Source organism: Chryseobacterium arthrosphaerae, from assembly GCF_001684965.1.
Classification (GTDB): domain Bacteria; phylum Bacteroidota; class Bacteroidia; order Flavobacteriales; family Weeksellaceae; genus Chryseobacterium; species Chryseobacterium arthrosphaerae.
On the sequence record NZ_MAYG01000001.1, the window covers coordinates 1603605 to 1625176 of the forward strand.

Annotated in this window: 21 protein-coding genes; 11 read left to right on the forward strand and 10 right to left on the reverse strand. The window is 38.2% G+C overall.

Translation table 11 applies throughout. From position 1 onward, the window contains the following. Positions 1-119: 119 nt before the first annotated feature. The 6 genes from BBI00_RS07305 to BBI00_RS07330 all read left to right on the forward strand — a co-directional run bounded on the left by BBI00_RS07305 (position 120) and on the right by BBI00_RS07330 (position 7398). Positions 120-1079 carry a KpsF/GutQ family sugar-phosphate isomerase gene (locus tag BBI00_RS07305; protein ID WP_065398149.1) on the forward strand — a complete coding sequence of 320 codons (960 nt, stop codon included), beginning with the start codon at positions 120-122 and terminating at the stop codon, positions 1077-1079. 7 nt (positions 1080-1086) lie between these two features. Further along, positions 1087-1650, forward strand: coding sequence for a Crp/Fnr family transcriptional regulator (locus tag BBI00_RS07310; RefSeq protein ID WP_065398150.1), 564 nt, complete (start codon positions 1087-1089; stop codon positions 1648-1650). Between the two features lie 98 nt (positions 1651-1748). Continuing rightward, positions 1749-2435 carry a type 1 glutamine amidotransferase domain-containing protein gene (locus tag BBI00_RS07315; protein WP_065398151.1) on the forward strand — a complete coding sequence of 229 codons (687 nt, stop codon included), beginning with the start codon at positions 1749-1751 and terminating at the stop codon, positions 2433-2435. A gap of 251 nt (positions 2436-2686) precedes the next feature. Beyond that, positions 2687-3517, forward strand: coding sequence for a twin-arginine translocase subunit TatC (gene tatC, locus BBI00_RS07320; RefSeq protein ID WP_185116316.1), 831 nt, complete (start codon positions 2687-2689; stop codon positions 3515-3517). Between the two features lie 257 nt (positions 3518-3774). Further along, positions 3775-5406, forward strand: a complete 1632-nt coding sequence (locus BBI00_RS07325) for a M1 family metallopeptidase (RefSeq protein ID WP_065398153.1) — start codon at positions 3775-3777, stop codon at positions 5404-5406. Between the two features lie 135 nt (positions 5407-5541). Then, positions 5542-7398, forward strand: a complete 1857-nt coding sequence (locus tag BBI00_RS07330; protein ID WP_065398154.1) for a M61 family metallopeptidase — start codon at positions 5542-5544, stop codon at positions 7396-7398. 83 nt (positions 7399-7481) lie between these two features. On the opposite strand, the gene BBI00_RS07335 is transcribed toward BBI00_RS07330, so the two are convergent. From BBI00_RS07335 to pepE, 4 genes are all read right to left on the reverse strand, one after another. Next, entirely contained in the window at positions 7482-8648 is a 1167-nt protein-coding gene (locus tag BBI00_RS07335) for a sensor histidine kinase (protein ID WP_065398155.1), read from the reverse strand. A 6-nt stretch (positions 8649-8654) separates the two neighbouring features. Next, on the reverse strand, positions 8655-10028 hold the full coding sequence (gene dacB / locus BBI00_RS07340) for a D-alanyl-D-alanine carboxypeptidase/D-alanyl-D-alanine endopeptidase (RefSeq protein WP_065398156.1): 1374 nt from the start codon (positions 10026-10028) through the stop codon (positions 8655-8657). Positions 10029-10144: 116 nt separating this feature from the next. Next, positions 10145-10996: a hypothetical protein gene (locus BBI00_RS07345; RefSeq protein ID WP_065398157.1), complete on the reverse strand. Its 852-nt coding sequence runs from the start codon at positions 10994-10996 to the stop codon at positions 10145-10147. Then, the gene (gene pepE, locus BBI00_RS07350) at positions 10993-11688 is read right to left on the reverse strand and encodes a dipeptidase PepE (RefSeq protein ID WP_065398158.1); all 696 of its coding nucleotides are present in this window, start codon (positions 11686-11688) and stop codon (positions 10993-10995) included. The genes BBI00_RS07345 and pepE overlap by 4 nt, the downstream gene beginning before the upstream one ends. 192 nt (positions 11689-11880) lie before the next feature. Here pepE and BBI00_RS07355 point away from each other — a divergent pair, with 192 nt between their 5' ends. After that, positions 11881-12441, forward strand: coding sequence for a tetratricopeptide repeat protein (locus BBI00_RS07355; RefSeq protein WP_065398159.1), 561 nt, complete (start codon positions 11881-11883; stop codon positions 12439-12441). Positions 12442-12481: 40 nt separating this feature from the next. On the opposite strand, the gene BBI00_RS07360 is transcribed toward BBI00_RS07355, so the two are convergent. Continuing rightward, the gene (locus tag BBI00_RS07360) at positions 12482-12970 is read right to left on the reverse strand and encodes a YdeI/OmpD-associated family protein (protein WP_065398160.1); all 489 of its coding nucleotides are present in this window, start codon (positions 12968-12970) and stop codon (positions 12482-12484) included. Between the two features lie 230 nt (positions 12971-13200). Here BBI00_RS07360 and fsa point away from each other — a divergent pair, with 230 nt between their 5' ends. Further along, positions 13201-13854, forward strand: coding sequence for a fructose-6-phosphate aldolase (gene fsa, locus BBI00_RS07365; RefSeq protein WP_047094862.1), 654 nt, complete (start codon positions 13201-13203; stop codon positions 13852-13854). A gap of 73 nt (positions 13855-13927) precedes the next feature. Here fsa and BBI00_RS07370 read toward each other — a convergent pair whose 3' ends face one another. The 5 genes from BBI00_RS07370 to BBI00_RS07390 form a co-directional block, all read right to left on the reverse strand. Then, a complete protein-coding gene (locus BBI00_RS07370) occupies positions 13928-14788 on the reverse strand; it encodes a GLPGLI family protein (RefSeq protein WP_065398161.1) in 861 nt (286 codons plus the stop codon). A gap of 19 nt (positions 14789-14807) precedes the next feature. Next, positions 14808-15374 (reverse strand): sugar O-acetyltransferase, encoded by a 567-nt coding sequence (locus tag BBI00_RS07375; RefSeq protein ID WP_065398162.1) that lies wholly within the window; start codon positions 15372-15374, stop codon positions 14808-14810. Between the two features lie 139 nt (positions 15375-15513). Beyond that, on the reverse strand, positions 15514-16419 hold the full coding sequence (locus BBI00_RS07380) for a GLPGLI family protein (RefSeq protein ID WP_065398163.1): 906 nt from the start codon (positions 16417-16419) through the stop codon (positions 15514-15516). A gap of 57 nt (positions 16420-16476) precedes the next feature. After that, a complete protein-coding gene (locus BBI00_RS07385; RefSeq protein WP_065398164.1) occupies positions 16477-18342 on the reverse strand; it encodes a M56 family metallopeptidase in 1866 nt (621 codons plus the stop codon). Between the two features lie 6 nt (positions 18343-18348). Then, complete coding sequence (locus BBI00_RS07390; protein ID WP_065398165.1) at positions 18349-18714, reverse strand: BlaI/MecI/CopY family transcriptional regulator; 366 nt, start codon at positions 18712-18714, stop codon at positions 18349-18351. 337 nt (positions 18715-19051) lie between these two features. Here BBI00_RS07390 and BBI00_RS07395 point away from each other — a divergent pair, with 337 nt between their 5' ends. The 3 genes from BBI00_RS07395 (at position 19052) to BBI00_RS07405 (ending at position 21557) form a co-directional block, all read left to right on the forward strand. Further along, positions 19052-19633, forward strand: coding sequence for a hypothetical protein (locus BBI00_RS07395; RefSeq protein WP_065398166.1), 582 nt, complete (start codon positions 19052-19054; stop codon positions 19631-19633). A gap of 76 nt (positions 19634-19709) precedes the next feature. Further along, positions 19710-20309: a Crp/Fnr family transcriptional regulator gene (locus BBI00_RS07400; RefSeq protein WP_123842443.1), complete on the forward strand. Its 600-nt coding sequence runs from the start codon at positions 19710-19712 to the stop codon at positions 20307-20309. 93 nt (positions 20310-20402) lie between these two features. Beyond that, complete coding sequence (locus BBI00_RS07405; protein ID WP_123902229.1) at positions 20403-21557, forward strand: T9SS type A sorting domain-containing protein; 1155 nt, start codon at positions 20403-20405, stop codon at positions 21555-21557. Positions 21558-21572: the final 15 nt, after the last annotated feature.

Consider the following 21572-nt stretch of genomic DNA (forward strand, 5'->3'; position numbering starts at 1 on the left):
ATAAAATTTCTGCTTAAAATAAAAGCGAACGAATTTATAAAAAATAAAATTTATATTAAATATTGTTTTTAAAATATAACGTTTTTTGAAAACTTTTTTGTATACCTTATTGTCATAAAATGGATAGAACCAACATTATATCAATTGCTAAAAGCACATTAGAAATTGAAATTTCAGAATTAGAAAAATTAAAAAACAGGATTGATGATCACTTTGCCCGCGCTGTAGAGATCATTCATTCAGCAGAAGGGAAACTTATCGTCGTAGGAATTGGCAAATCTGCCCATGTGGGAAATAAAATTGTAGCTACATTAAATTCAACAGGTACACCTTCTCAGTTTCTTCATGCTTCGGAAGCTATTCATGGTGATCTGGGCGTGATTCAGAAGCAGGATGTGGTGCTGTGCATCTCCAATTCCGGAAATTCCCCTGAAATTGCCAACCTGGTTCCTTATTTAAAAGATTATTCTTCTGCCTTGATCGGAATGACGGGTAATAAAACCAGCAAGCTTGCAGAATTCTCTGAAGTGATCCTGGATACTCACGTTGATGTGGAAGCATGTCCTAATAAACTTGCCCCTACCAGCTCAACAACTATTCAAATGGCATTGGGTGATGCGTTGGCAGTAGCACTGATGGAGCTTAATGATTTTAAAGCTAATGATTTTGCTAAATTCCATCCTGGAGGAAGCCTGGGAAAAAACCTGACTTCCAAAGTAGAACAGTTCCTTTCTTCCCAGAAGCCACAGGTAGCGGAAGATTCATCCATAAGAGACGTTATTATCTCCATCAGTGCATCAAGCCATGGGATTACCGTAGTAACCAATGAAAGTCAGATCATCGGAGTCATCACAGACGGAGACCTGAGAAGAATGCTCATGAAAGGAGAAGACATCAGTAAAGTACTGGCTAAGGACATCATGTCTGCACATCCAAGAACTATTGAAAAGGAAGCATTGGCCAAAGAGGCTATGAAAATCTTAAAAGAAAATAATATCGGACAGCTTGTAGTGACGGAAAACGGGAAGTATTTCGGGATTATAGATCTGCACAAACTGCTGGATGAAGGGATTAATTAATATTTAGATGTTCCATTTTTTACAAAAACATATTCAGGAGATTATTAATCCCACGGATGATGAATTTGAAATCATTCAAAGCTTTTTTGTGAAAAAGAAATTCAGGAAAAGACAGTTTCTGATCCAGGAGCATCAGCCTGTACATGAGATTTTTCTGATAGAAAAAGGCATTCTGAAAAGCAGTATTATAGACAGTTCCGGGAAAGAGCATATTCTTCAGTTTGCAGCTTCCAACTGGTGGATTTCAGATTTTGCGGGCTTTTTTAAGCAGGAAACCTCATCATTAGCCGTAGACTGTATTGAAGATTCTGAAGTGTATGCACTGTCATATGAGGATCTGAACCTCCTTTGCCGGAAAGTTCCGGTCATGGAACATTTTTTCAGGGTAAAATCTAACTTCGGGTATGTTGCCCTTCAGCAGAGAATCCTGTCTTTGATGAGTAAAACGGCTAAGGAACGTTATGAGGATTTCATAAAACAATATCCCGGTTTTACAGATCATATTCCCAAGCAGCTTATTGCAAGCTATCTGGGCGTTTCAAGAGAAACATTAAGCAGACTGTACTCATAAAGATGTGACCTGTGTCACATCTTTTTTTTGAGGTATGTCCTTATAGAAGTTCCATTAAAAATCCAATCTTTGTACTATAAATTTAAACAACAATACCAATGAAAAAGAAAGCATTAATTGTAGTGACAAGTGTAGAGAAATATCCTGAGATGGAAAGAGCAACAGGTTTGTGGCTGGGTGAAGCGGTTCATTTTTATGAAAAACTGGAGGAAAAAGGGTATGAAATTGATTTTGTAAGTCCTAAAGGAGGTTATACTCCACTCGATCCTGTTTCTCTGCAGATGTTTGTGCAGCCTGCAGACTGGAAATATTATGCTGATAAAACGTTCAGGAATAAGCTGGGTAATACTTTACAGCCCAAAGATATCAATGCTAAAGATTATGGTGTGATGTATTATACAGGCGGCCATGGTGTGATCTGGGATTTCCCGGACAATAAAGAGCTGCAGGAAATCGCCCGTGACATTTATGAAGACGGCGGAATTGTATCATCCGTCTGCCACGGAGCTGTAGGTCTGTTTAACATCAAGCTTTCCAACGGAGAAAGTCTGATTAAGGGAAAAACATTAACAGGCTTTTCAAATTCAGAGGAAATTGCGGCAGAGCTGGCAGATCACGTTCCTTTCCTTACTGAAGATGTGCTGAAAAGCAAAGGTGCTCATTATGTAAAAGCTGATCAGGATTTTATTCCTTTTGCAGTGGCTGACGGAAACCTGGTCACAGGACAAAACCCTCAATCCGGGGCTGCTGTGGCTGAAAAAGTATTGGAAATCCTGGAAAAATAAAGGACTTTACCCCTTAAAAAACGAAGCTGTCTCTTATGTCTGCATGACAATACAGGAGACAGCATTTTATGATGTAAGAGGTCAATTATATTTTATAATTTTTTGAGTGATCTGTTTAAACATTTTTATAGCATTTGCTGATATTCTTATTCTCCTGGCTTTGCATTATATGCCCTTCAATAATTTTAAATTTCAAACATCGGTCATTTAACTAAATATTTCATAAATTTGCGCTTTAAAAATTTTATTCCGTGAGTGATGGTAAAGACATGTCCTTTCTTGGGCATATAGGAGAATTAAGAGGACACCTGATCCGTTCTATTATTGCAATCATCATTGCTGCTTTTGCCGTTGGTTTCAATATCAACTGGATCATGGACCATATCTTTTTCGGTCCTACAAGAAATGATTTCCCTACGTTCAGGCTGGTCAATCATTTTTCGAGAATGATCCTGGGAGAAGACAGCATTCACCTTCCAAAGGACTTTCCTGTCCGTGTACAGAGATTATATCAGCAGTTCAATGTAATGATGGCTGTTTCTATTTTCGGGGGGATGGTCGCTGCATTTCCTTATATTGTATGGGAATTATGGCGTTTTATCAGTCCTGCATTACACCCGAGAGAAAAAAAGAATTCAATCTATATCATCAATGCAGTCTGGATGCTCTTTATGACAGGAGTACTTTGCGGGTATTTTTTAATTCTTCCGTTTGCCGTTAACTTCGGGGTGATCTTTAAGATTTCAGACATTATTGTTCCGCTTTATGATTTGAGTGACTATACCACATTATTTTTACAGGTAGTTTTGGGTATGGGAGTAATCTTCCTCTTCCCTATTCTGATTTATTTCCTCACCAGCATCGGAATTCTGACGCCTACCTTTATGAAAACATACCGCCGCCACGCTATCGTTCTGATCATGGTGGTAGCCGCAATTATTACCCCGGCAGATGTTTTAAGTATGCTGATGGCAGCATTTCCGCTCCTTATCTTATATGAGTTCAGTATCATGATGTGTACTTTCACTTATAAAAGGGTACAGAAAAGCAACGGTAATCTTCCTGCTGTGAAGGAATCATAAGACTTAAAATATTGAATCAATACAATGCTAAATACAGATGCTGATCTCATAAGAGGTTAGCATTTTTTTTGCAGGCAGCAACGACAGCGCCTCTGCCGTTTATCAAAAAACATTCACATTTTTGTATTTCTCCGGGTCTGGCAGAATAGCCGCTTTTTTTATGGATGTTAAAAAATCAGGATCAATTTTTACTTTTCAGCCGTCAGCCTATTAATTTATTTTCTATTTTTGAAAAGATTATTCAATAAAGTTTAAAAATGAAAAAGCTATCATATACACTTTTATTTGCATCAGGACTTGTTTTCGGGCAGTTTTTTGAAAAAGACAAGGTTTTTACCAAACAGGACACGCTGAAGGGTTCCAATACCGCATACCGTGATTTCTGGGATGTTAAAAAATATGACCTTTCCGTGGAACCTGATTTCAAGCAGAAAAGCATTAAAGGGATCAATACAATAAGCTTTGACATCATTAAGGACGTTACCAATCCTACTTTCCAGATTGACTTACAGCAGCCTATGAAAGCGGATAAGGTAACCGCAAGCTTTCCTATAGCCCATTATAAGCAGGATGGAGATTTTATTTTCATTACTACCCATAAAAAGTTTAAAAAGGGAGAAAAGTACACCATTGATGTTACCTATTCCGGAAATCCTACGATTGCTAAAAAAGCACCATGGGATGGCGGCTGGGTATTCACAGAAGATGAAAAAGGAAATCCTTGGATGAGTGTTGCCGATGAAGGCATTGGGGCGTCGATCTGGCTTCCCACCAAAGACATCTGGAGCGATGAGCCGGACAATGGTATTATTATGAAAATTATCACGCCCAATGATCTTGTAGGTGTTGGGAACGGAAGACTGATTGATAAAAAAACGGATGGAGGTAAAACGGCTTATACGTGGCAGGTTAAAAATCCGATCAATGCTTACTCCATTATCCCGAATATCGGAAAGTATGTGAATTTTAAAGATACCTTCGATGGAGAAAAAGGGAAACTGGACCTGGATTACTGGGTGCTTGATTATAATTTAGATAAGGCAAAGAAACATTTTGAACAGGTAAAACCTATGCTTTCTGCTTTTGAATACTGGTTTGGCCCTTATCCATTCTACGAAGACTCTTACAAACTGGTAGACTCCCCTTACCTGGGCATGGAACACCAGAGCAATGTAGCATATGGTAACCAATACATGAACGGCTACCTTGGAAGAGATCTCTCAGGAACAGGAGTGGGACTGAAATGGGATTTTATCATTATTCATGAAAGCGGACATGAGTGGTTTGCCAATAATATCACCGCCAAAGACCAGGCGGATATGTGGATTCATGAAAGCTTTACCAATTATTCCGAAGTACTTTTTACAGAAAAGTACCTGGATAAAAAATCGGCAGACATCTACGCCATCGGAATCCGTAATATCATAAGCAATGACGTTCCTATTATCGGAAAATACGGGGTAAGAAATGAAGGCAGCGGCGATATGTATCCTAAAGGCGCCAATATGATCCACACCATAAGACAGGTCATCAACAATGATGAAAAATTCAGACAGATCTTAAGAGGGCTGAATAAAGATTTCTACCATCAGACCGTAACTACCCGGCAGGTTGAAAATTATATTTCTTCAAAATCGGGAATTGACTTTTCAGGTGTTTTTGACCAGTACCTGAGAACAGTAAAGATCCCGACTCTTGAATACACTCAAAATGGAGACAGTCTGAAATTCCGTTATACAGATATTGTAAAAAATCTGAAACTGCCGGTCATCATCAATGGAGACCAAACCATAACTCCCACTGAAAGCTGGCAGACCGTGAAACTGAAAAAAAGTACTCCGGTTGAATGGAATCCAAATTATTATATTCATTATAAGAATGTTCAATAAATAAAAAAAGACAAATCTGCTCTGTACAGATTTGTCTTTTTGCTTTTTTTACAAAAATTTTAAGAAAAGTTTAATACTCAGGTTCGTAACAAAATGGAAAAAAAAGCAACTATTTAACTATAAGATTTAAACCTAATGAGAAAAATTGCAATGAGCTTGGGACTTTTCGCTGCTTTTCTGGCGAATGCACAGTCTATCAAAACAACGATTGATCTTGTCAATGTAAAAGACGACAAGGTTGCCGTTACCATGGAGTTTCCGAAAATGAAATCCGGTGATATTAAATTCCACTTTCCCAAAACGGTTCCTGGTACCTATTCCGAAGATGACTACGGAAGATTTATAGAAGGAATCAAATTCTATGATAACAAAGGCAAAGAACTTACTTACACCAAAGTGAATGACAATACCTATTCATTGAAAAACGCCCAGAATCTGACTAAGGTTTCTTACCTGGTCAATGACAGTTTTGATGAAGAAATGGATACGTCAAAGCATAAAGCAGTATTTTCTCCGTCAGGAACAGATATTGAGCAGGGAAAAGTCTATATGATCAATACCCATGGTTTTATCGGTTATATTGATAATATGCAGGATGTTCCTTACCAGCTGGTCATCCAGAAGCCTGCTGATTTCTATGGTACAACCGCTTTGGTAGACCAGGATAAGTCTGAGTCTACAGATACCTTTACATTAGCTAACTACGCGAAAGTAACCGATTCTCCGCTGATGTACACGAAACCGGATTATATCACCTTCAATGCAGGAGGAATGGAACTTGTACTTGGCGTATATTCCCCGACAGGAAAATATAAAGCTGCAGATTTTAAAGATAATCTTGAAAAAATGGTCATCGCCCAGAAGAAATTCCTGGGGGATATGAATACCAATAAGAAGTATGCCATCATGCTTTATCTGGCAGGGGGTGACGGGCCTAGAATCAAAGGATTCGGAGCATTGGAGCACCATGAATCTACCAGCGTGGTCCTTCCTGAAGGTATGCCGAAGGAGGCTATTGACAACACGATCACGGATGTGGTTTCCCATGAGTTCTTCCATACTGTAAATCCTCTGAAAACGCATTCTGAAGAGATTCACTACTTTGATTATGCAAATCCAAAGATGTCTCAGCACCTGTGGATGTACGAAGGCGGAACGGAATATTTTGCCAACCTGTTCCAGATCCAGGAAGGTCTTATAGATAAAGAACATTTCCTTCAGAGAATTGGTGAGAAAATTGCCAATTCAAAGAATTATGACGATACCATGCCGTTCACGGTGATGAGTAAAAATGTATTGAAAGAACCGTATAAAGATCAGTACAGAAATGTTTACGAGAAGGGTGCTCTTCTGGCCATGTGTCTTGATATCGAATTGAGAAAACTTTCCAACGGAGAAATGGGCTATCGTGATATGATCAGAAAGCTTTCTCAAAGATTTGGTGAAAACAAGCCTTTCAAAGATGATAAACTGATTGACGAGCTGGTAGCGGTAACCGGATATCCACAGGTAAAAGATTTCTACAGTAAATATATTGCAGGCAACCAGCCTACGCCTTATGCACAATATCTGAATATGGTAGGAGTTGATATTCAGAAGCAGGAAAGTAATCCTATCTTCTGGTTTATTAAGGATCCTAACCAAACCGGGTTTGATGAAAAGAACAACGCATTTGCATTTGACGAGAATTCAGCACTTTCTCCTTTTGCAAAAAGCATAGGCTTTAAGATCACAGACCAGGTTCTTGCTCTGGACGGAAAGAATGTAGATATCAAAAAGATACAGGATTTCATCAGCTATACCCATACCATCAAAGACGGGCAGGAAGTTACGGTAACCATCTTAAGAGATAATGCCGGCAAAAAAGAGAAGATGAACCTTAAAGGAAAAGCAATTCTTGATAAAATGACAATGGAAACGCCTGTATTCAAGGCCAATCCTACTCCGGCAGAACTGAAGCTACAGACTCAGTGGCTGACCGGTAAAAAATAAAATAAACGGAAAAGCGGGGAAACAATTTCCCCGCTTTTTTATTATCCTTTATGGATAAACAAATTTATAAATTGCAAATCTGATTAAGCCTTTCTGATAGTGATTCTGAATGTACTTCCTTTTCCTACCTCTGTCTGGGAAATCTTAATATCCCCGTTATGGTATTCATGAATAACCCTTCTTGCTAAAGACAATCCCAGTCCCCAGCCTCTTTTTTTGGTAGAATATCCGGGTTTAAAAGCATTGCTTGCCTGTTGTTTTGTCATTCCGCTTCCGGTATCTTTTACCTCAACCAGAATATTCTTGTTTCTTTCAAAGACAGACAGCACGATGGTGCCCTCACCTTTCATGGCATCCACAGCATTTTTAACAAGGTTTTCGATCACCCAGCTCATCAGGATTTTATTGTGCGGAACCAGAAGCGTATAGGTTGGGAGATGTAAGGTAAAATTGATCTTCCTTGATATTCTTGTCTTTAAATAGTCAAAATTTTCCTGAATTGTTTCATTGAAGTTCATATCATTGAGCTCAGGAACAGAACCTATTTTTGAAAATCTTTCAGAAATAGTCCGCAGCCTTTCAATGTCTTTTTCAATTTCGTGTATTCCTTCAGATTCCGGATTATCCAGTTTCATGATTTCCATCCAGCCTATCATGGAAGAAAGAGGGGTACCGATCTGGTGGGCTGTTTCTTTAGCCAGACCTGCCCAGAGATATCCTTCATCCGTCTTTTTTATAGTTCTGAAAAACCAGAAAGAAAAGCCAAAATACAGCAGGATAAAAAGTCCTAAAATATAAGGTGAATACCGAAGGTTATTCAGCAGTCGTGAGTTGTCATAATATACGAACTGGTTATTACCATCGGGAACCTTGATTTCAATGGGATCATAGTTTTTTTCCATATTCCGCATAAGGTCCTGAAGTTTTTCAGGGTTATTTATTGTACTTTCAGGAATATTACGGTAATAGCCCAGGTCAAGGATCGGGTTTTTGTATTTATCGGTTACAATAAACGGAATGGTATTATTAATATTAAGGATATCCGGAAGCAGATCCAGGACATCGGTATCCGGGGTTTTGACTTCCTGCTGTATCCTGATCGCTTTCGAAAGGAGGCTGATCCTTTTGATCTCTTCTTTTCTGAGAAAATTGATCAGCGATGTGGAGGCCACTACGATGGCAATCACCAAAGTAGTCATGACAACAAAAATGATCCAGTTATTCAGCCTGGTGAGTATGGATTTCCTCAAGTTATTTTATTTTAAAACATTCAGGATCTTTTGCAGCTCTGTATTGCCGCTTCCCTGATAGTTGTTGATAATAATCGAAAACACATATTTTTTACCGTCCTTTGCCGTATGGTAGCCTGCGAAAGATTTGGTATCCCTCATGGTACCGCTCTTCATTTTCATTCCGTTATCCTGCACCGGAAAACCATTATAGTACGCTTCAAACCATGACTGTTTTTTAGCATATAAAAGGGCCTGTACTTCAGCTTTTGCCGACACATAATTCTGTGGGGAAAGTCCGCTTCCGTCTGCAAAGTTGATCATATTCGGGTTGATTCCTTTTGATTTCCAGAACTCTTTCAGATAAGAGACGCCGCTTTTGAAGCCGGGGTTTCCTTTTTTCTCTTTTCCTAAGGTTTTGATTAACGTTTCCCCATAAAGGTTGATACTTTTTCTCAGAAACCAGTAGACAATTTTATCCAGCGTAGGAGACTGATAGGTCAGAATGATATTATTTTTCGGAGCTTCCAGTGCTTTTTTCCCTTCTATTTCCAATTGAGAATTCGTGACTGCTTTTCCTGAAAGTTCAATTCCGGATTCTTTCAGCCATTGTTTTACTTCTGCAGCCAGCTGCAATGGCGGATTGGGGGTAGAACCTGATACCGTCACCGTTTTCCCTCCCGGCAGCATTCCGTTGATCAGTGCAACTTCAGAATGCGGGGCGGTAAAAATCAAACTCTGATCTGAGCTTCCACCGGTCTTCAGGTCATTTAACCATTGTACTCCTTCTAAAGGATAGGAGAAACTTTTAAAATCAGTTCCATTGATGTTGATATCAAACTGATTCTCCCTCCAGTTGATTCCCCAGACTCCTGCACCATAATAATTACCAAGATCGTCCCACGGCCATCCTCCGGGAATGGTCTGATGGTCAAAATAAGAATCATCAATCACCAGGTCTCCCGATATTTTTGTAATTCCTGATTTTTTTACTGCTTCTATCAGCTTGTTTTTAAAATTTTCGGGCTTATAGGCATCGTAACGCCAGCTTCCCAGGGTAGGATCTCCATTGGAACTGATGAAAAGGTTACCGTTCAAGGTTCCACCGGATATATTTCCCGAATAGCTTGATGTGGTGGTATAGGTATACTCTTTACCCAGAGTTTCAAGGGCAGCTCCGGCGGTAAAGATTTTCTGGGTAGAGGCTGTGGAAAGCCCTTTGCTTCCCTGGTATTCATAGATAAAGTTTCCATTTTCATCTGAAACATAAAATGACAGACTGGAGGAAACTGCTCCCGAAGAATCCATCAGGTCTTTGGTTACCTTATCTAATTTCTGAGCGATATTCTGGGCAGAAACAACCTGTACGGAAAGGATGAGTCCTGCAAGTGTTTTCTTCATTACTTTGTCGTTTGGTTCTTGACTTTATTAATGGTCTTGATTTCTTTAGCCAATCTGTGACCGATTTCTTCGTAGTATTATATTCAAAATCTGATCAAATATAGTTAAAATAAAAGCTATTCATATTCTTCCAGATCATCTGAAGTAAAAAGGATCCTGTGATCCGGAACTTTCTCAAATGAACAGTCGTATTTAAAATACTTTTCATAATCGCTTTCGTCTATAAAAGCATCCATCTGGCAGGTCTTTATGTAATCTATCTCTCCTTCATAATCATCCCTATGGAACTGGCTTGCACCCCATGGCTCGTTGCCGCACCGTAAACAGTATTTATGATGAAGTGCTTTGTAACCGCATATTTCACAGTCTCTCAGGTTCCGGAAAAGATCTGAAATTTCATGTTGGATATCCTGCTGAAACAAATCCAAAGGAACAGTTTTCAAAAGCAGATAATAGTTCGGTTCATGCCATGAAAAACTGAAGGGCTCACCGGCACTTACAGATTCCTTTGTGTAAAGCTTTAACTCCTGAAGATCGCATTCTGCTTCTGCTTTAACGAGATCTTTAATATTGAGGATGGCTTTCTTCTTATATTTTACATTCAATTCCTCATCAATTTCCATCACAGGTTTCTGGTCAAGAAAATGGTTCAGGCATAAAGTGGTCTGCCAGGAATCTACGGTTCTCATTTTACCTTCACTACCGCATATCTCACAGGTCTTCTGAGATAATTCCGAGTATTTGTCTGTAATCTTCTGAAGCGTGGTATTCAGATTTTTATCTTCAGAATATATATTGCAGCACAGCTCCCCGAAATCTTCTTTCCCAAAAACATCTTTTTCAAGATTCCAGCCTCCTATGGCAAATTCAAACAGCATTTGTCTGATAATTCCCTCCCAACCCGTACTGTTGACGGAGAAATTCTTAAGATTACGCTCTATAAAACGGTCTATATCTTCTTTCCTCATGATAGTGGGCTTCCGCTTTCTATTTCGTAAGGTTCTTTATCTTTCTCAAAGATTCTGGTCAGTTCACTTCCTTCCACGGTAATGGTGTCCCCTATTCTCCTGATCCAGTTTCCTTCTCTAAGGCCTACAACCTTGATGTCATTCTGGGTAAGGAATTCCATGATACGGGTTTCTCTGGTTTCTCCATTGTGTTTCAGATCCGGATTAGGATCCAGATAATGCGGATTGAGATTGAACGGAACCAATCCCATACAGTCGAAGCTTGGAGGATAAACGATAGGCATATCATTCGTGGTTTTCATGTTCTGTCCTCCGATATTACTTCCTGCACTGCATCCCAGGTAAGGTTTCCCTTTTTCTACGTTTTCCTTTACAACAGACATCAGCCCTTCTTCGTGTAATGTTTTAACCAGCAAAAATGTATTTCCGCCACCGGTAAAATATCCTTTTGCCTGATCTAAAGCCTCTTTTTTATTTTCAAATTCATGAAGTCCTTTCACTTTGATATTGATGGTTTCAAAAAAAGAACGTGCTTTCGCCGTGTAATCATCGTGGGAAATCCCACCGGGTCTTGCAAAAGGAATAAAAACGATTTCGTCAATTCCTGCATATAAACGGATAAGTTCTTCTCTTAGGTATTCTAAATATTCTCCACCGAAAAGTGTAGATGTAGAGGCCAGTATAATGTTCATACAATAAAATTATAGGGTTGATCAAAAAGTTGAAGTACAAAGATAGACCCCAAACTTCAACGAATCAAAAATTACATTAAAAAAAGTACGGATCCCGTTAATATTTTCTAAAAAAACTTAAATCCTCTAAAATTTGAGTTTTTCTGGAATTATAATTGAATTTTAGAATTCAGAATTTTTAAATATAAGAATATGAAAATGGCTAACGTTAATATTAAAAATCTATTTTTAGGTTTGACACTTGTAGGAGCTGCAAGTTTTGTAAATGCACAAACAACTCAGACAGACACTGTGAATAAGACAGCTACTACAGCTGCTGTAACCCAAACAGGTAATCCGACAATTGAAGGTCTTAAGAAACAAATTGAGGCTAACCCGAAAGACACAGAATCACTGGCAAAACTCGCTGCTGCTTATCAGGAAGCTTCAGATTGGACCAATGCCATAGAAACCTGGAAAAAAATATCAGCACTATTGCCGGATTGGGCTCCGTCATATTACAGCCAGGCTTATGCCTATCAGTCTGCTAAAGATGATGCCAATGCAAAAATCGCTTATGAAAAATACATTGCGACGGTAAAACCGGAAGAAGTGGAACAAAATAAAAAGAATCTGGCTTATGCCTATTTTTATATTGCCTTTGCAGAACAGCAAAGTAACCCTGCGAAAGCAAAAGAGCATATTGCCAAGTCTATACAGTATGATCCGACCAATGAGGATGCTGTAAAACTAAGCAAAGCTTTAAATTCATAACAACAAAAACCGGAAAATTTCCGGTTTTTTTTATTGACTTTTATTCTATTTTCTTTCCAAAAAAATCTGTTTCCCCGTGCAGATGCCGGATTATTTTTTCAATATTCCGTTCAATAGCAGCTTCTGTTTTGAGATTATTGATATAGCGGATCAGCTCATGCTTTCTTGAAGGAGTCAGCTTTTCGAAACTGGCAGCAGCGAGACTGCTTTCTCTTATAGCCTTTTCGAGCTGCGGATGGATCGTAATACTTCTGTCCGAATCATCATATTCCAGCATCACTTCAATCACTTCCCCTATTCTTTTAGGCGAATTTTTCAACATCACCGTATTAATATACAGTCTCCATTCCCCTAAATATTTCATCAGATTCTGTTGAAATTCTTTTCCGTTTACCGTACCTCTTACCGGAACCGGGCTTTTGTCCCTTCCTGAATCTTTAAAAATCTGATCCAAAACTTTTTCCGGAACAAAGACAAAAGGATTGATTCCGATAATTTCAAGGGTTGCTGTGAAGTTTTTATTTTTCATGATGCCGGTTGTCAGTTTGTCATTTGCAAAACTAATGAGTATACTCCGGATAAACTACAGTTTCTTTTGATTCCGAAATTTTTTAACCCTTTTTAATCTTCAGAGTTTCCATCACAAGCCTTAAAACCTGTGTCCATATTCTATACGCTCAAACTCTGAAAACTCTCCTGTTCATATTCCAGAACTCAATTAATTCGCTTATCTTTGCGGAAATAAATCTATTTATCAAAATGAAATTTTTTATTGACACAGCTAATTTAGAGCAAATCAAGGAAGCAAGAGACCTTGGAATCTTAGACGGGGTAACTACTAACCCATCGTTAATGGCTAAGGAAGGTATTCAGGGAGCTGAAGCCATCAAGAACCATTATAAAACGATCTGCGAACTTGTAGACGGGGATATTTCTGCGGAAGTTCTTTCTACCACGTATGAGGAAATGATTAAAGAAGGAGACGAATTGGCTGCTATTCACCCGAATATCGTTGTAAAGATCCCAATGATCAAAGACGGGATCAAAGCTTTAAAATATTTTTCAGACAAAGGGATCAAAACCAACTGTACTCTTATTTTCTCTCCGGGGCAGGCTCTTTTAGCCGCTAAAGCAGGAGCTACTTATGTGTCTCCGTTCCTAGGAAGATTGGATGATATTTCTACTGACGGATTAAACCTTATCCAGGAGATCAGATTAATTTTCGATAACTATATGTTTGAAACTGAAATTTTAGCTGCTTCTATCCGTCACTCAATGCACATCATCGACTGTGCTAAAATCGGAGCTGACGTTATTACGTCTCCACTTCCTCCGATCCTGAGCTTATTGAAGCACCCATTAACAGACAGCGGATTGGCTCAGTTTATTGCAGATTCCCAGAAATTAGCATAATAGCTGACTCTTCAGATATAAAAAATCCCGGAATGATGTTTCGGGATTTTATTTTGTAATTATGATAAGGTATTTATTTTAAAAGGTCTAATTCAAGGATGTTGTTCTGTCTTTTAATATTAGCCTTGGCAAGAGTTTCCTGATTTCTTTGCGACTGTACCGGATCCACCCGATTTCCGGAGCTGTCTCTCATTTCAACAATGACTCCCTGTGCCAGCATTTGTTTCTGGGTTTTCATAGGATCAAGACGGTAGTCTTTGAATGTTTTTCTAAATTTTGCTTCGTTGATGGCAATAAGAGGATTATAGCGTTCTTTATCTTTCGTACTTTTCCATTCAAACGCAGCCGGAAGTTTTTTACTCCCTTTTAATTCGAATGAGTGAGACCGGGTATTGTCTTCAATTTTTACAATCAGTCCCGGAAGTCCGTAAAATTTATACGGCCCATCCTGAATAGGAAGATCTGCTGTGAACCATGCCGTCCATTTTCTACCGGCAAAATCACAAACAGCTTTCTGCGTATTGAACTCCCCTATTTTTTCTTTTTCCGGAAGAATTTTCCAGACCTGTTTTCTGTCTTCCTGAATATGGTATTCATCAGAACCGAGGACTGTAAAGAAATTCACAGCATACTGCGGGTACATTTTTTCAATATTGTACCGTATTTTACCTTTAAACTTAAAGTTTCCAAGGTTAATATTCAGGCTTTGAGTATCTTTTTCTACAATGGCCTGCATCGTGGAGTCGGATTCGAAATAGTCTCTACTGTAAAATTTGGATCCTTTTGATACAATATCCAGATACATGGTTTCACTTTCCTGCTTATCTTTAGCAGTAGAGTCTATGACAAATTTGTACTCGTAAATGAATCTCTGATTCTGGGCATTGGTCATTGCAGCCAGGATAAGGCTGAAGAGGATGATCATTTTTCTCATGGTTAGTCTGATTTAGTTTTTAATTATTTTCTATAATATTTTTTACTACTTTACAAGGATTTCCTACTGCAACTACATTTTCCGGAATATCTTTCGTCACCACACTTCCCGCTCCTATCACCGAGTTATTCCCGACAGAAACACCCGGAAGAACTACAACATTGCCTCCCAACCATACATTATCACCTATTGTAATGGGATGTGCATACTCAAGACCTTCATTTCTCCGGCGGGCATCCAGCGGATGTCCTGCGGTATAAAAACTGCAGTTTGGACCGATAAATACATTATCACCGAACTTTACTTTGGCACAATCCAAAATAACCAGGTTGTGATTGGCATAGAAATTCTCTCCTACTTCAATATTGTATCCGTAATCACACCAGAAACTGGGTTCTATACAGATATTTTCTTTTAGGCTTCCCAGAATGCTTTTAAGGAGTCTGTATCTGTTTTCTATATCAGAATTTTTCAACCCATTATATTCCTGGCACAGATCTTTACACCGTATCCGCTCCTGAATAAGTTCCTGATCATAGTTGGCATTGTATAAAAGGCCTGCTGCACATTTTTCTTTTTCTGTCATGAGATATAACGCTGATTATTGTTGACTTATTGTTGATTCAAAGAGGAAAAAAAACCTTGATCAGTTTAATGGCCCCAATCCTGAATAGAAAACAGGATGACACTTATGCCACCCTGCCGGTATTAGAAAATATATAATGTTAGTTCACGAGATCCGGTTCTATCGGATTATTATCTTTTTGAAGGGCCTCTTTCGTTCTTTTTTCCATTTCACGGAATACCTGGCTTGGGTCAGAAATTTCCTTTCCGTCTGCGGTTTTCACTTTGAAGGCGACTTTGGTATTGTTGTCTCCTCCGTTTTTCATCATCATTTCCCTCATATTCTTGGTAGGATCATTTACGTAGGCTTTCCATGCTTTTTTAAACTGATCTTTCGTCACTTCAATCTCTTTTCCGCCTAATCCAAGTACTTTTACATGATCGGGAAGCTGAAGGTCTTCACTGGCATCGGGAGCTTGTACTTTTTTATTGCCTGCCAAAGTCATCTTGTGAGATCCGGTGGCATCTTCAATTTGCACGATCAACCCAGGAAGGCCATAGAAAATATAAGGACCATCCTGCAGAGGAATATCGGTAGTAAACCAGGCTGTCCATTCTCTACCTCCCACACTGGCTACTGCTTTCTGGGCATTATACTCTCCTATTTTCTGCTTATCCGGGAGAATTTTCCACTCCGGTTTCTTATCTTCTCTGATCTTGTATTTATCCATAGAGATGCTTCTGAAAAGATAGGTTTTAAAATCCGGGTATTGTTTGGTCACTTTATATGAAACCTGGCCGGGTTTTTCTTTTCTGTTGATGCTTATACTTCCTCCGCCTGCTTTCAGCTGTTTTTCAAGTTCAACTTTTGCAATGGAATCTGCTACAAATTTATCATGACTGTAATAATCTGACCCGTTTTTATTAATATCCAGCAGCATCATTTCTTTCTTTACATCTTCTTTATTGCCGGAATCCGGAATAAATGTGTATTCATAAAAAAACCTGTTGATCTGAGCACTGGTGAGTATTCCCAGAAGCATAAAAAATAGGACTTTGCTTTTCATAGGTACTATTATAAAAAAGGCTTTGCCAATAGAATACTGACAAAGCCTGATGGAACTTTATTTTTTTGTTTCAACTTTTACTTCGCCTTTTTTCAGATCTCCTGTTTTCTGATTATTGACCATTACCCTGGCAATTTCAGAAGGATTTAAGCGATTAACATCATCTTTGGAAACCTCTCTTCCGTCAATGTAATATTTGTACATAAAATCATCTCCGCTGCTTATATTGAACTTTTTCACTCCATCCATAGAAATGTTTCCATTGCCGTCTTTTTTAATGAAATCGGCATTCATTACAATGACCTTAGATGAATTTCCCAATTGGGAAAAATTAATTTCCTTAAGGCCCTTCATACTTTCTGCAGCGATTTTCTGTGCATCAATTCTTGCCTTTTCTGCATCTTTCCGTATCTTTTCTACGTCAATTTTTATTTTCCCGCTTTCTATCCTGGCTTTCTGGCTTTCTTTCATCGCTTTCATGCTCTCCTGCATTGCTTTTTTAGCCTCCTTCATTGCTTTACGTACGGCTTCTTTTTCTTTAGGTCCCAGGTCTTTGTAATTCACAACATTATCGTTAAAATACAATACTTTAGGAGCTTCGGGTGCCTCAGGGGCAACAGGAGGTGTAGGAGGAACCTGCAGTTTACTCACTATTTTTGCAGCCTCTCGTCCTGCCCTTGCCGCTTCTTTTTCTATTCTGCGAAGCTGTTTTTTATCAAGAGGATTCAGATTTTCAAGTTCCTTCATCTGGTTTTTCCATTCAGGAGAGTTGAAATGTTTATCAACTTCTATGTTGGCAACAGTTGATCCTATTTCTGCTGCCAAGCTGCTGATCTCATCAATTTTCTTATTAAAAGCATCGCTTTCAGGATTCAATTCCTTCAGCTCGGTCTCTTTTTCTTTTATATTTTTCTCAAGTGCAGCTAATTTTGCTTCTGTCTCCGGAGATGAAGGTTCTCCGGCTTCTATCTTTTCTCTTTGAGCGTTTTGTTCTGGTCTTACAGTATCTTTTTTGATTTTTAAAACGGCTTTCTCAATAGAAAGGTTGGTCTCTTCAATTTCCCTGTTTTTAGCATTTACCAGATAAGCAAAGGCTACTGAGAATAAAACCGGTAATGCAAAAATTCTTCGCGCATATCCGAACTTGGTTTTTGGTTTTTGTAACATCTTAAGTCTTTTTTTAAGGTTTGAACTTAGAAACGGACTGGCAGCAGGCAACTGTGTTCCGGAAAAGTGGCTTGCTAAAAGCATCTGCGCAAATGCTTTGGTGTCCGAATGTTTTACGGCTTTTTTATCAGCCAGATATTCATGGATTAGATTAATTTCTTTTTTAATGATATGAAAAAACGGGTTGAACCAGAAAACAGCGGTAATGATTTCGATAAAGATCTTATCAAATGAATGTTTCTGTTCAATATGAACCATTTCGTGCTTTAAAATCTGTTTCCCTACTTCAGAATTCAATGTGATTGTATTCTTCCAGAAAAGATTTTTAAAGTAAGAGAACGGGGCTTCGGTCAGGTCTGTACGGTAAAAATTGATCCCGTCAAAACTCTCTTTCTGAAACTGTTTTTTGAATTGCCGGATTTTAAAAATCCCGTAGGTCAGTCTTCCTAAAAAATAGAAAGAAACCAGTCCCAGAGCTGAAAAAATAATGTTAAAATAAAGGTTACCATTGTCTAATTTTTTGTCTGTATTAAAATTCTGAATCCTGTCAAGAAGCATATACACATCACTGTTCACTTCAATTGTGAAATCATCTATTCTGATCAGAGGCAGCAGTAATGATATCACGATGGCGGCCAGCAGATAAAATCTGTTGTAATGATGAAATGTCCTGTCTTTTAAAGACAACTGATAGTACAGAAACATTACACCTGAACATACAATTGTTTTTCCAAAGTATAAAAGTATTGCTTCCATAGGTCTTTAGTCTTTGTTTTTGAGTTCGTCCAACAGCATTTCAAGGTCTTCCACTGTCATTTCATTTTTTTCTACCAGAAATGAAACAGCACTTTTATAAGATCCTTTAAAATAGTTTTTCACAAGACTTTTCATCGTCTTTCCAGAATACTGTTCCTTGGATACCAACGGAAAATACTCATGCTGTCTTCCATGCACACGGTAGTCTACAAATTCTTTATCCTTCAATACTTTCAGGATGGTAGAAACCGTATTGGTGTGCGGTTTAGGTTCCGGGAAAAGATCAAGAACATCCTTCAGGAATCCTTTTTCTATTTTCCATACATACTGCATTACCTGCTCTTCTGCTTTCGTTAACGTCTGAATTTTCATATTCCGTCTCTTTTATCATTACAGTAATATAAAACCATGAAACCCTATATCACTAAGAAATTAGTTATACAAATGTAGAAATAAAAATGAATCAAACAACTATTTTTTTAGTGATAAAACAGTTTAAAAAGGTAACATATTGAAATTCAATTGAATAAAATTAATTAAAATATCATTAAATATATAATAGACTGAAAACATATCCTGCTTTATCCATAGAAAAAAGAGTATTTCAACTAAAAATTCTTAAAACTTGTTAAATTTTATTAAATAAAATCAAAATGAAATTTGTTTTAACCGGGAAATTATATTTATTTTAGTGCCTTAAAAATTTCTCATGAAAAGATATAATTTACTGATTGTACTATTGCTGCTTATTTTTAACGTTACTACAGCACAGAAAAAAAATTCTCCGGCTGCTGACCTTAGCATACTGAAAGATACTAAATCAAAAATCGAAGCTACAGTTCCATTGGTTATTCAGCACCTTCAGACAATTTCTACAAAGGAAGGTGATAACAATATTGTAACCAACGGAAAGATTGCTTTGGGTAAAGAATATGGTATCTTAGAATCTGAATGGTTCCTGTACAGAAACAATATGAAAAACTGTATCCTGAACAATTCTTCCAAAAAAGCTAAAAAGTGTATGGAATATCATAACAATATGCTGAGAGGAACCATGATCAATTACAACAATTATATTACCAACCTTACAAGAAAGAACGGATATCTGGGCGTAGAAGGCGATACAAAGTTTGACTTTAAGCCGACTGATATTGCTACAAAACTGGGCGAAGCTTATCTTAACGCTAATGATGCTGCCGGAAGAATGAAGGCAGATCAGAAAAGAGAGTTTTTGGGACAGACAATGTCTGATGACAACAAGCTTACTCCTTATGCTCAACTGGCTCAATAATATTTAATTTTAAAATAATAAATCCCGCTTTTTCCAGAGTGGGATTTTTTTAATGCTATTTTTATCCTATCCCAACATGCTTCATATTTTTACCGCAATCAATTCCTACGTCAGTTCGATGCTTGACAATAAAGACATTCCACCTGTTTCTTTATCACTTGAGGGGATGATGGCTATTTTTACAAAACTGCAGAAAGAAGAACTTCCCAAAAACACTATTTTAGTAAAGCCCGGCCATACCTGCCAACATATCTATTTTATAGAGAAAGGTGCCGCCCGTATCTTTTATTATAAAGAGGAAAAAGATATCACAGACGGCTTCAGAGGAGAAGAAACTTTACTGTTATCCATTATCAGCTTTATCCGCCAAAAACCGGATAAGCGCGGAATAGAACTTCTGGATGACTGCGTTCTATGGAAACTAAGCTATGATGACCTTGAGGAACTTTCTGAACAATTCCCGGATATTCAATATCTGTATAGGATGATCATGAGCAGTGTTTTGATTATGACCCAGAACAGAATTGACAGAATGCTGTTCCAATCTGCTGAAGAACGGTATGATGACTTCATAAAATCACATCCCAGAGCTGCAGAACTTCTTACATTGGGTATGATTGCCTCATTTTTAGGAATTACCCAGGAGACGTTAAGCAGGATACGATCTAAAAAATAAATGTTTTGATATTTGTCAAAACATTTATTTTTTTATTTGATTTTTGTCAAATTGACTATACAAACGGCCTCAATATCTTTGGAAAAAAAAGATATGACAAAAAAATCGATTCTATTTTTATTCCTTTTGATCACCGGTATTTTTTACAGTCAACAATGGCAGACTGCAACCCTGCAGCATAGTTCGGGGCTCAGGGAATATTCTATTTATGTTCCTTCCAATTATAACTCTCAAAATCCGGCTTCGCTGGTAATCACACTGCACGGCCTGGGAGATACCATGAATAATTTTAGAAATATCGGTTTTGCAGCACTCGCCGAAACAAATAATATCATTGTGATCTGCCCGCAGGCATTAAATGACCCTTTATCCGGCACAGCCTGGAATTCAGGGGCAGGCTATTCTTTTTACACCCCCAATGCCAACGTAGATGATGTTGGGTTCATCAGCAGTCTGATTGATACGGTAAAGCAAACCTACAGCATTAATCCTGATAAAGTTTTCGCCTGTGGTTTTTCCATGGGAGGATTTATGACGGAAAGGCTTGCACTGGTCTTAAATAATAAAATAAAGGTTTTTGCTTCCGTAGCAGGAACTTTCGGAAACGCAATTCTGCCTGTAGCCGCAGGAACTCCCGGACGTCCCGTATCTATTGCCCATTTCCATGGTACATCTGACTCCACGATCGGCTACAGCAACAATAACTTCGGAAATTCTGTAGATCAAATGATCAGCTACTGGAAAAACAACAATTCATCAAACAGCACACCTGTACATACACTTCTTCCTGATACCGCCAATGACGGGTTTACTGTAGACCATTACAGATATACCAGCCCCAGCAACAATTCTGTTATTGAACTTTATAAAGTGAATAATGCTAATCACGTATGGCTGACTTCACAAAATGATATTTCATACACCCAGAAAATATGGGAATTCTTTACCCAGAACAGCAGTAATCTGTCTGTTTCGGATGTATTGGTTAAAGACAAAGGGTTTTCGGTATATCCTGTTCCTGCTAAAGATTTCATTACTTTAAGTTTTCCAAAAAATTATTCTTCCATCGACCTGGCCATCTATGATCTTACTGGCAAACTGGTGTTATCTGAAAGAATACAGTTGAAAAATAATGCTGATTACAGTATAGATTTAAAATCTGCCGGGCTGTCAAAGGGCACCTACCTGTTGTCTGTTAAAAATGATCACAACCCTGAACCTGTTACCAAAAAGATCATCATCAACTGATTCAGTATTCCATAA

Coding starts and splice junctions, on each gene's coding strand:
- BBI00_RS07380 (WP_065398163.1), bottom strand. CDS start 16,419: ATGAAAAGCAAAGTCCTATTTTTTATGCTTCTGGGAATACTCACCAGT.
- BBI00_RS07400 (WP_123842443.1), top strand. CDS start 19,710: ATGCTTCATATTTTTACCGCAATCAATTCCTACGTCAGTTCGATGCTT.
- BBI00_RS07305 (WP_065398149.1), top strand. CDS start 120: ATGGATAGAACCAACATTATATCAATTGCTAAAAGCACATTAGAAATT.
- BBI00_RS07325 (WP_065398153.1), top strand. CDS start 3,775: ATGAAAAAGCTATCATATACACTTTTATTTGCATCAGGACTTGTTTTC.
- dacB (WP_065398156.1), bottom strand. CDS start 10,028: ATGAAGAAAACACTTGCAGGACTCATCCTTTCCGTACAGGTTGTTTCT.
- BBI00_RS07375 (WP_065398162.1), bottom strand. CDS start 15,374: ATGACAGAAAAAGAAAAATGTGCAGCAGGCCTTTTATACAATGCCAAC.
- BBI00_RS07370 (WP_065398161.1), bottom strand. CDS start 14,788: ATGAGAAAAATGATCATCCTCTTCAGCCTTATCCTGGCTGCAATGACC.
- BBI00_RS07315 (WP_065398151.1), top strand. CDS start 1,749: ATGAAAAAGAAAGCATTAATTGTAGTGACAAGTGTAGAGAAATATCCT.
- BBI00_RS07390 (WP_065398165.1), bottom strand. CDS start 18,714: ATGAAAATTCAGACGTTAACGAAAGCAGAAGAGCAGGTAATGCAGTAT.
- BBI00_RS07385 (WP_065398164.1), bottom strand. CDS start 18,342: ATGGAAGCAATACTTTTATACTTTGGAAAAACAATTGTATGTTCAGGT.
- pepE (WP_065398158.1), bottom strand. CDS start 11,688: ATGAACATTATACTGGCCTCTACATCTACACTTTTCGGTGGAGAATAT.
- BBI00_RS07355 (WP_065398159.1), top strand. CDS start 11,881: ATGAAAATGGCTAACGTTAATATTAAAAATCTATTTTTAGGTTTGACA.
- fsa (WP_047094862.1), top strand. CDS start 13,201: ATGAAATTTTTTATTGACACAGCTAATTTAGAGCAAATCAAGGAAGCA.
- BBI00_RS07395 (WP_065398166.1), top strand. CDS start 19,052: ATGAAAAGATATAATTTACTGATTGTACTATTGCTGCTTATTTTTAAC.
- BBI00_RS07345 (WP_065398157.1), bottom strand. CDS start 10,996: ATGAGGAAAGAAGATATAGACCGTTTTATAGAGCGTAATCTTAAGAAT.
- BBI00_RS07360 (WP_065398160.1), bottom strand. CDS start 12,970: ATGAAAAATAAAAACTTCACAGCAACCCTTGAAATTATCGGAATCAAT.
- BBI00_RS07310 (WP_065398150.1), top strand. CDS start 1,087: ATGTTCCATTTTTTACAAAAACATATTCAGGAGATTATTAATCCCACG.
- BBI00_RS07405 (WP_123902229.1), top strand. CDS start 20,403: ATGACAAAAAAATCGATTCTATTTTTATTCCTTTTGATCACCGGTATT.
- BBI00_RS07330 (WP_065398154.1), top strand. CDS start 5,542: ATGAGAAAAATTGCAATGAGCTTGGGACTTTTCGCTGCTTTTCTGGCG.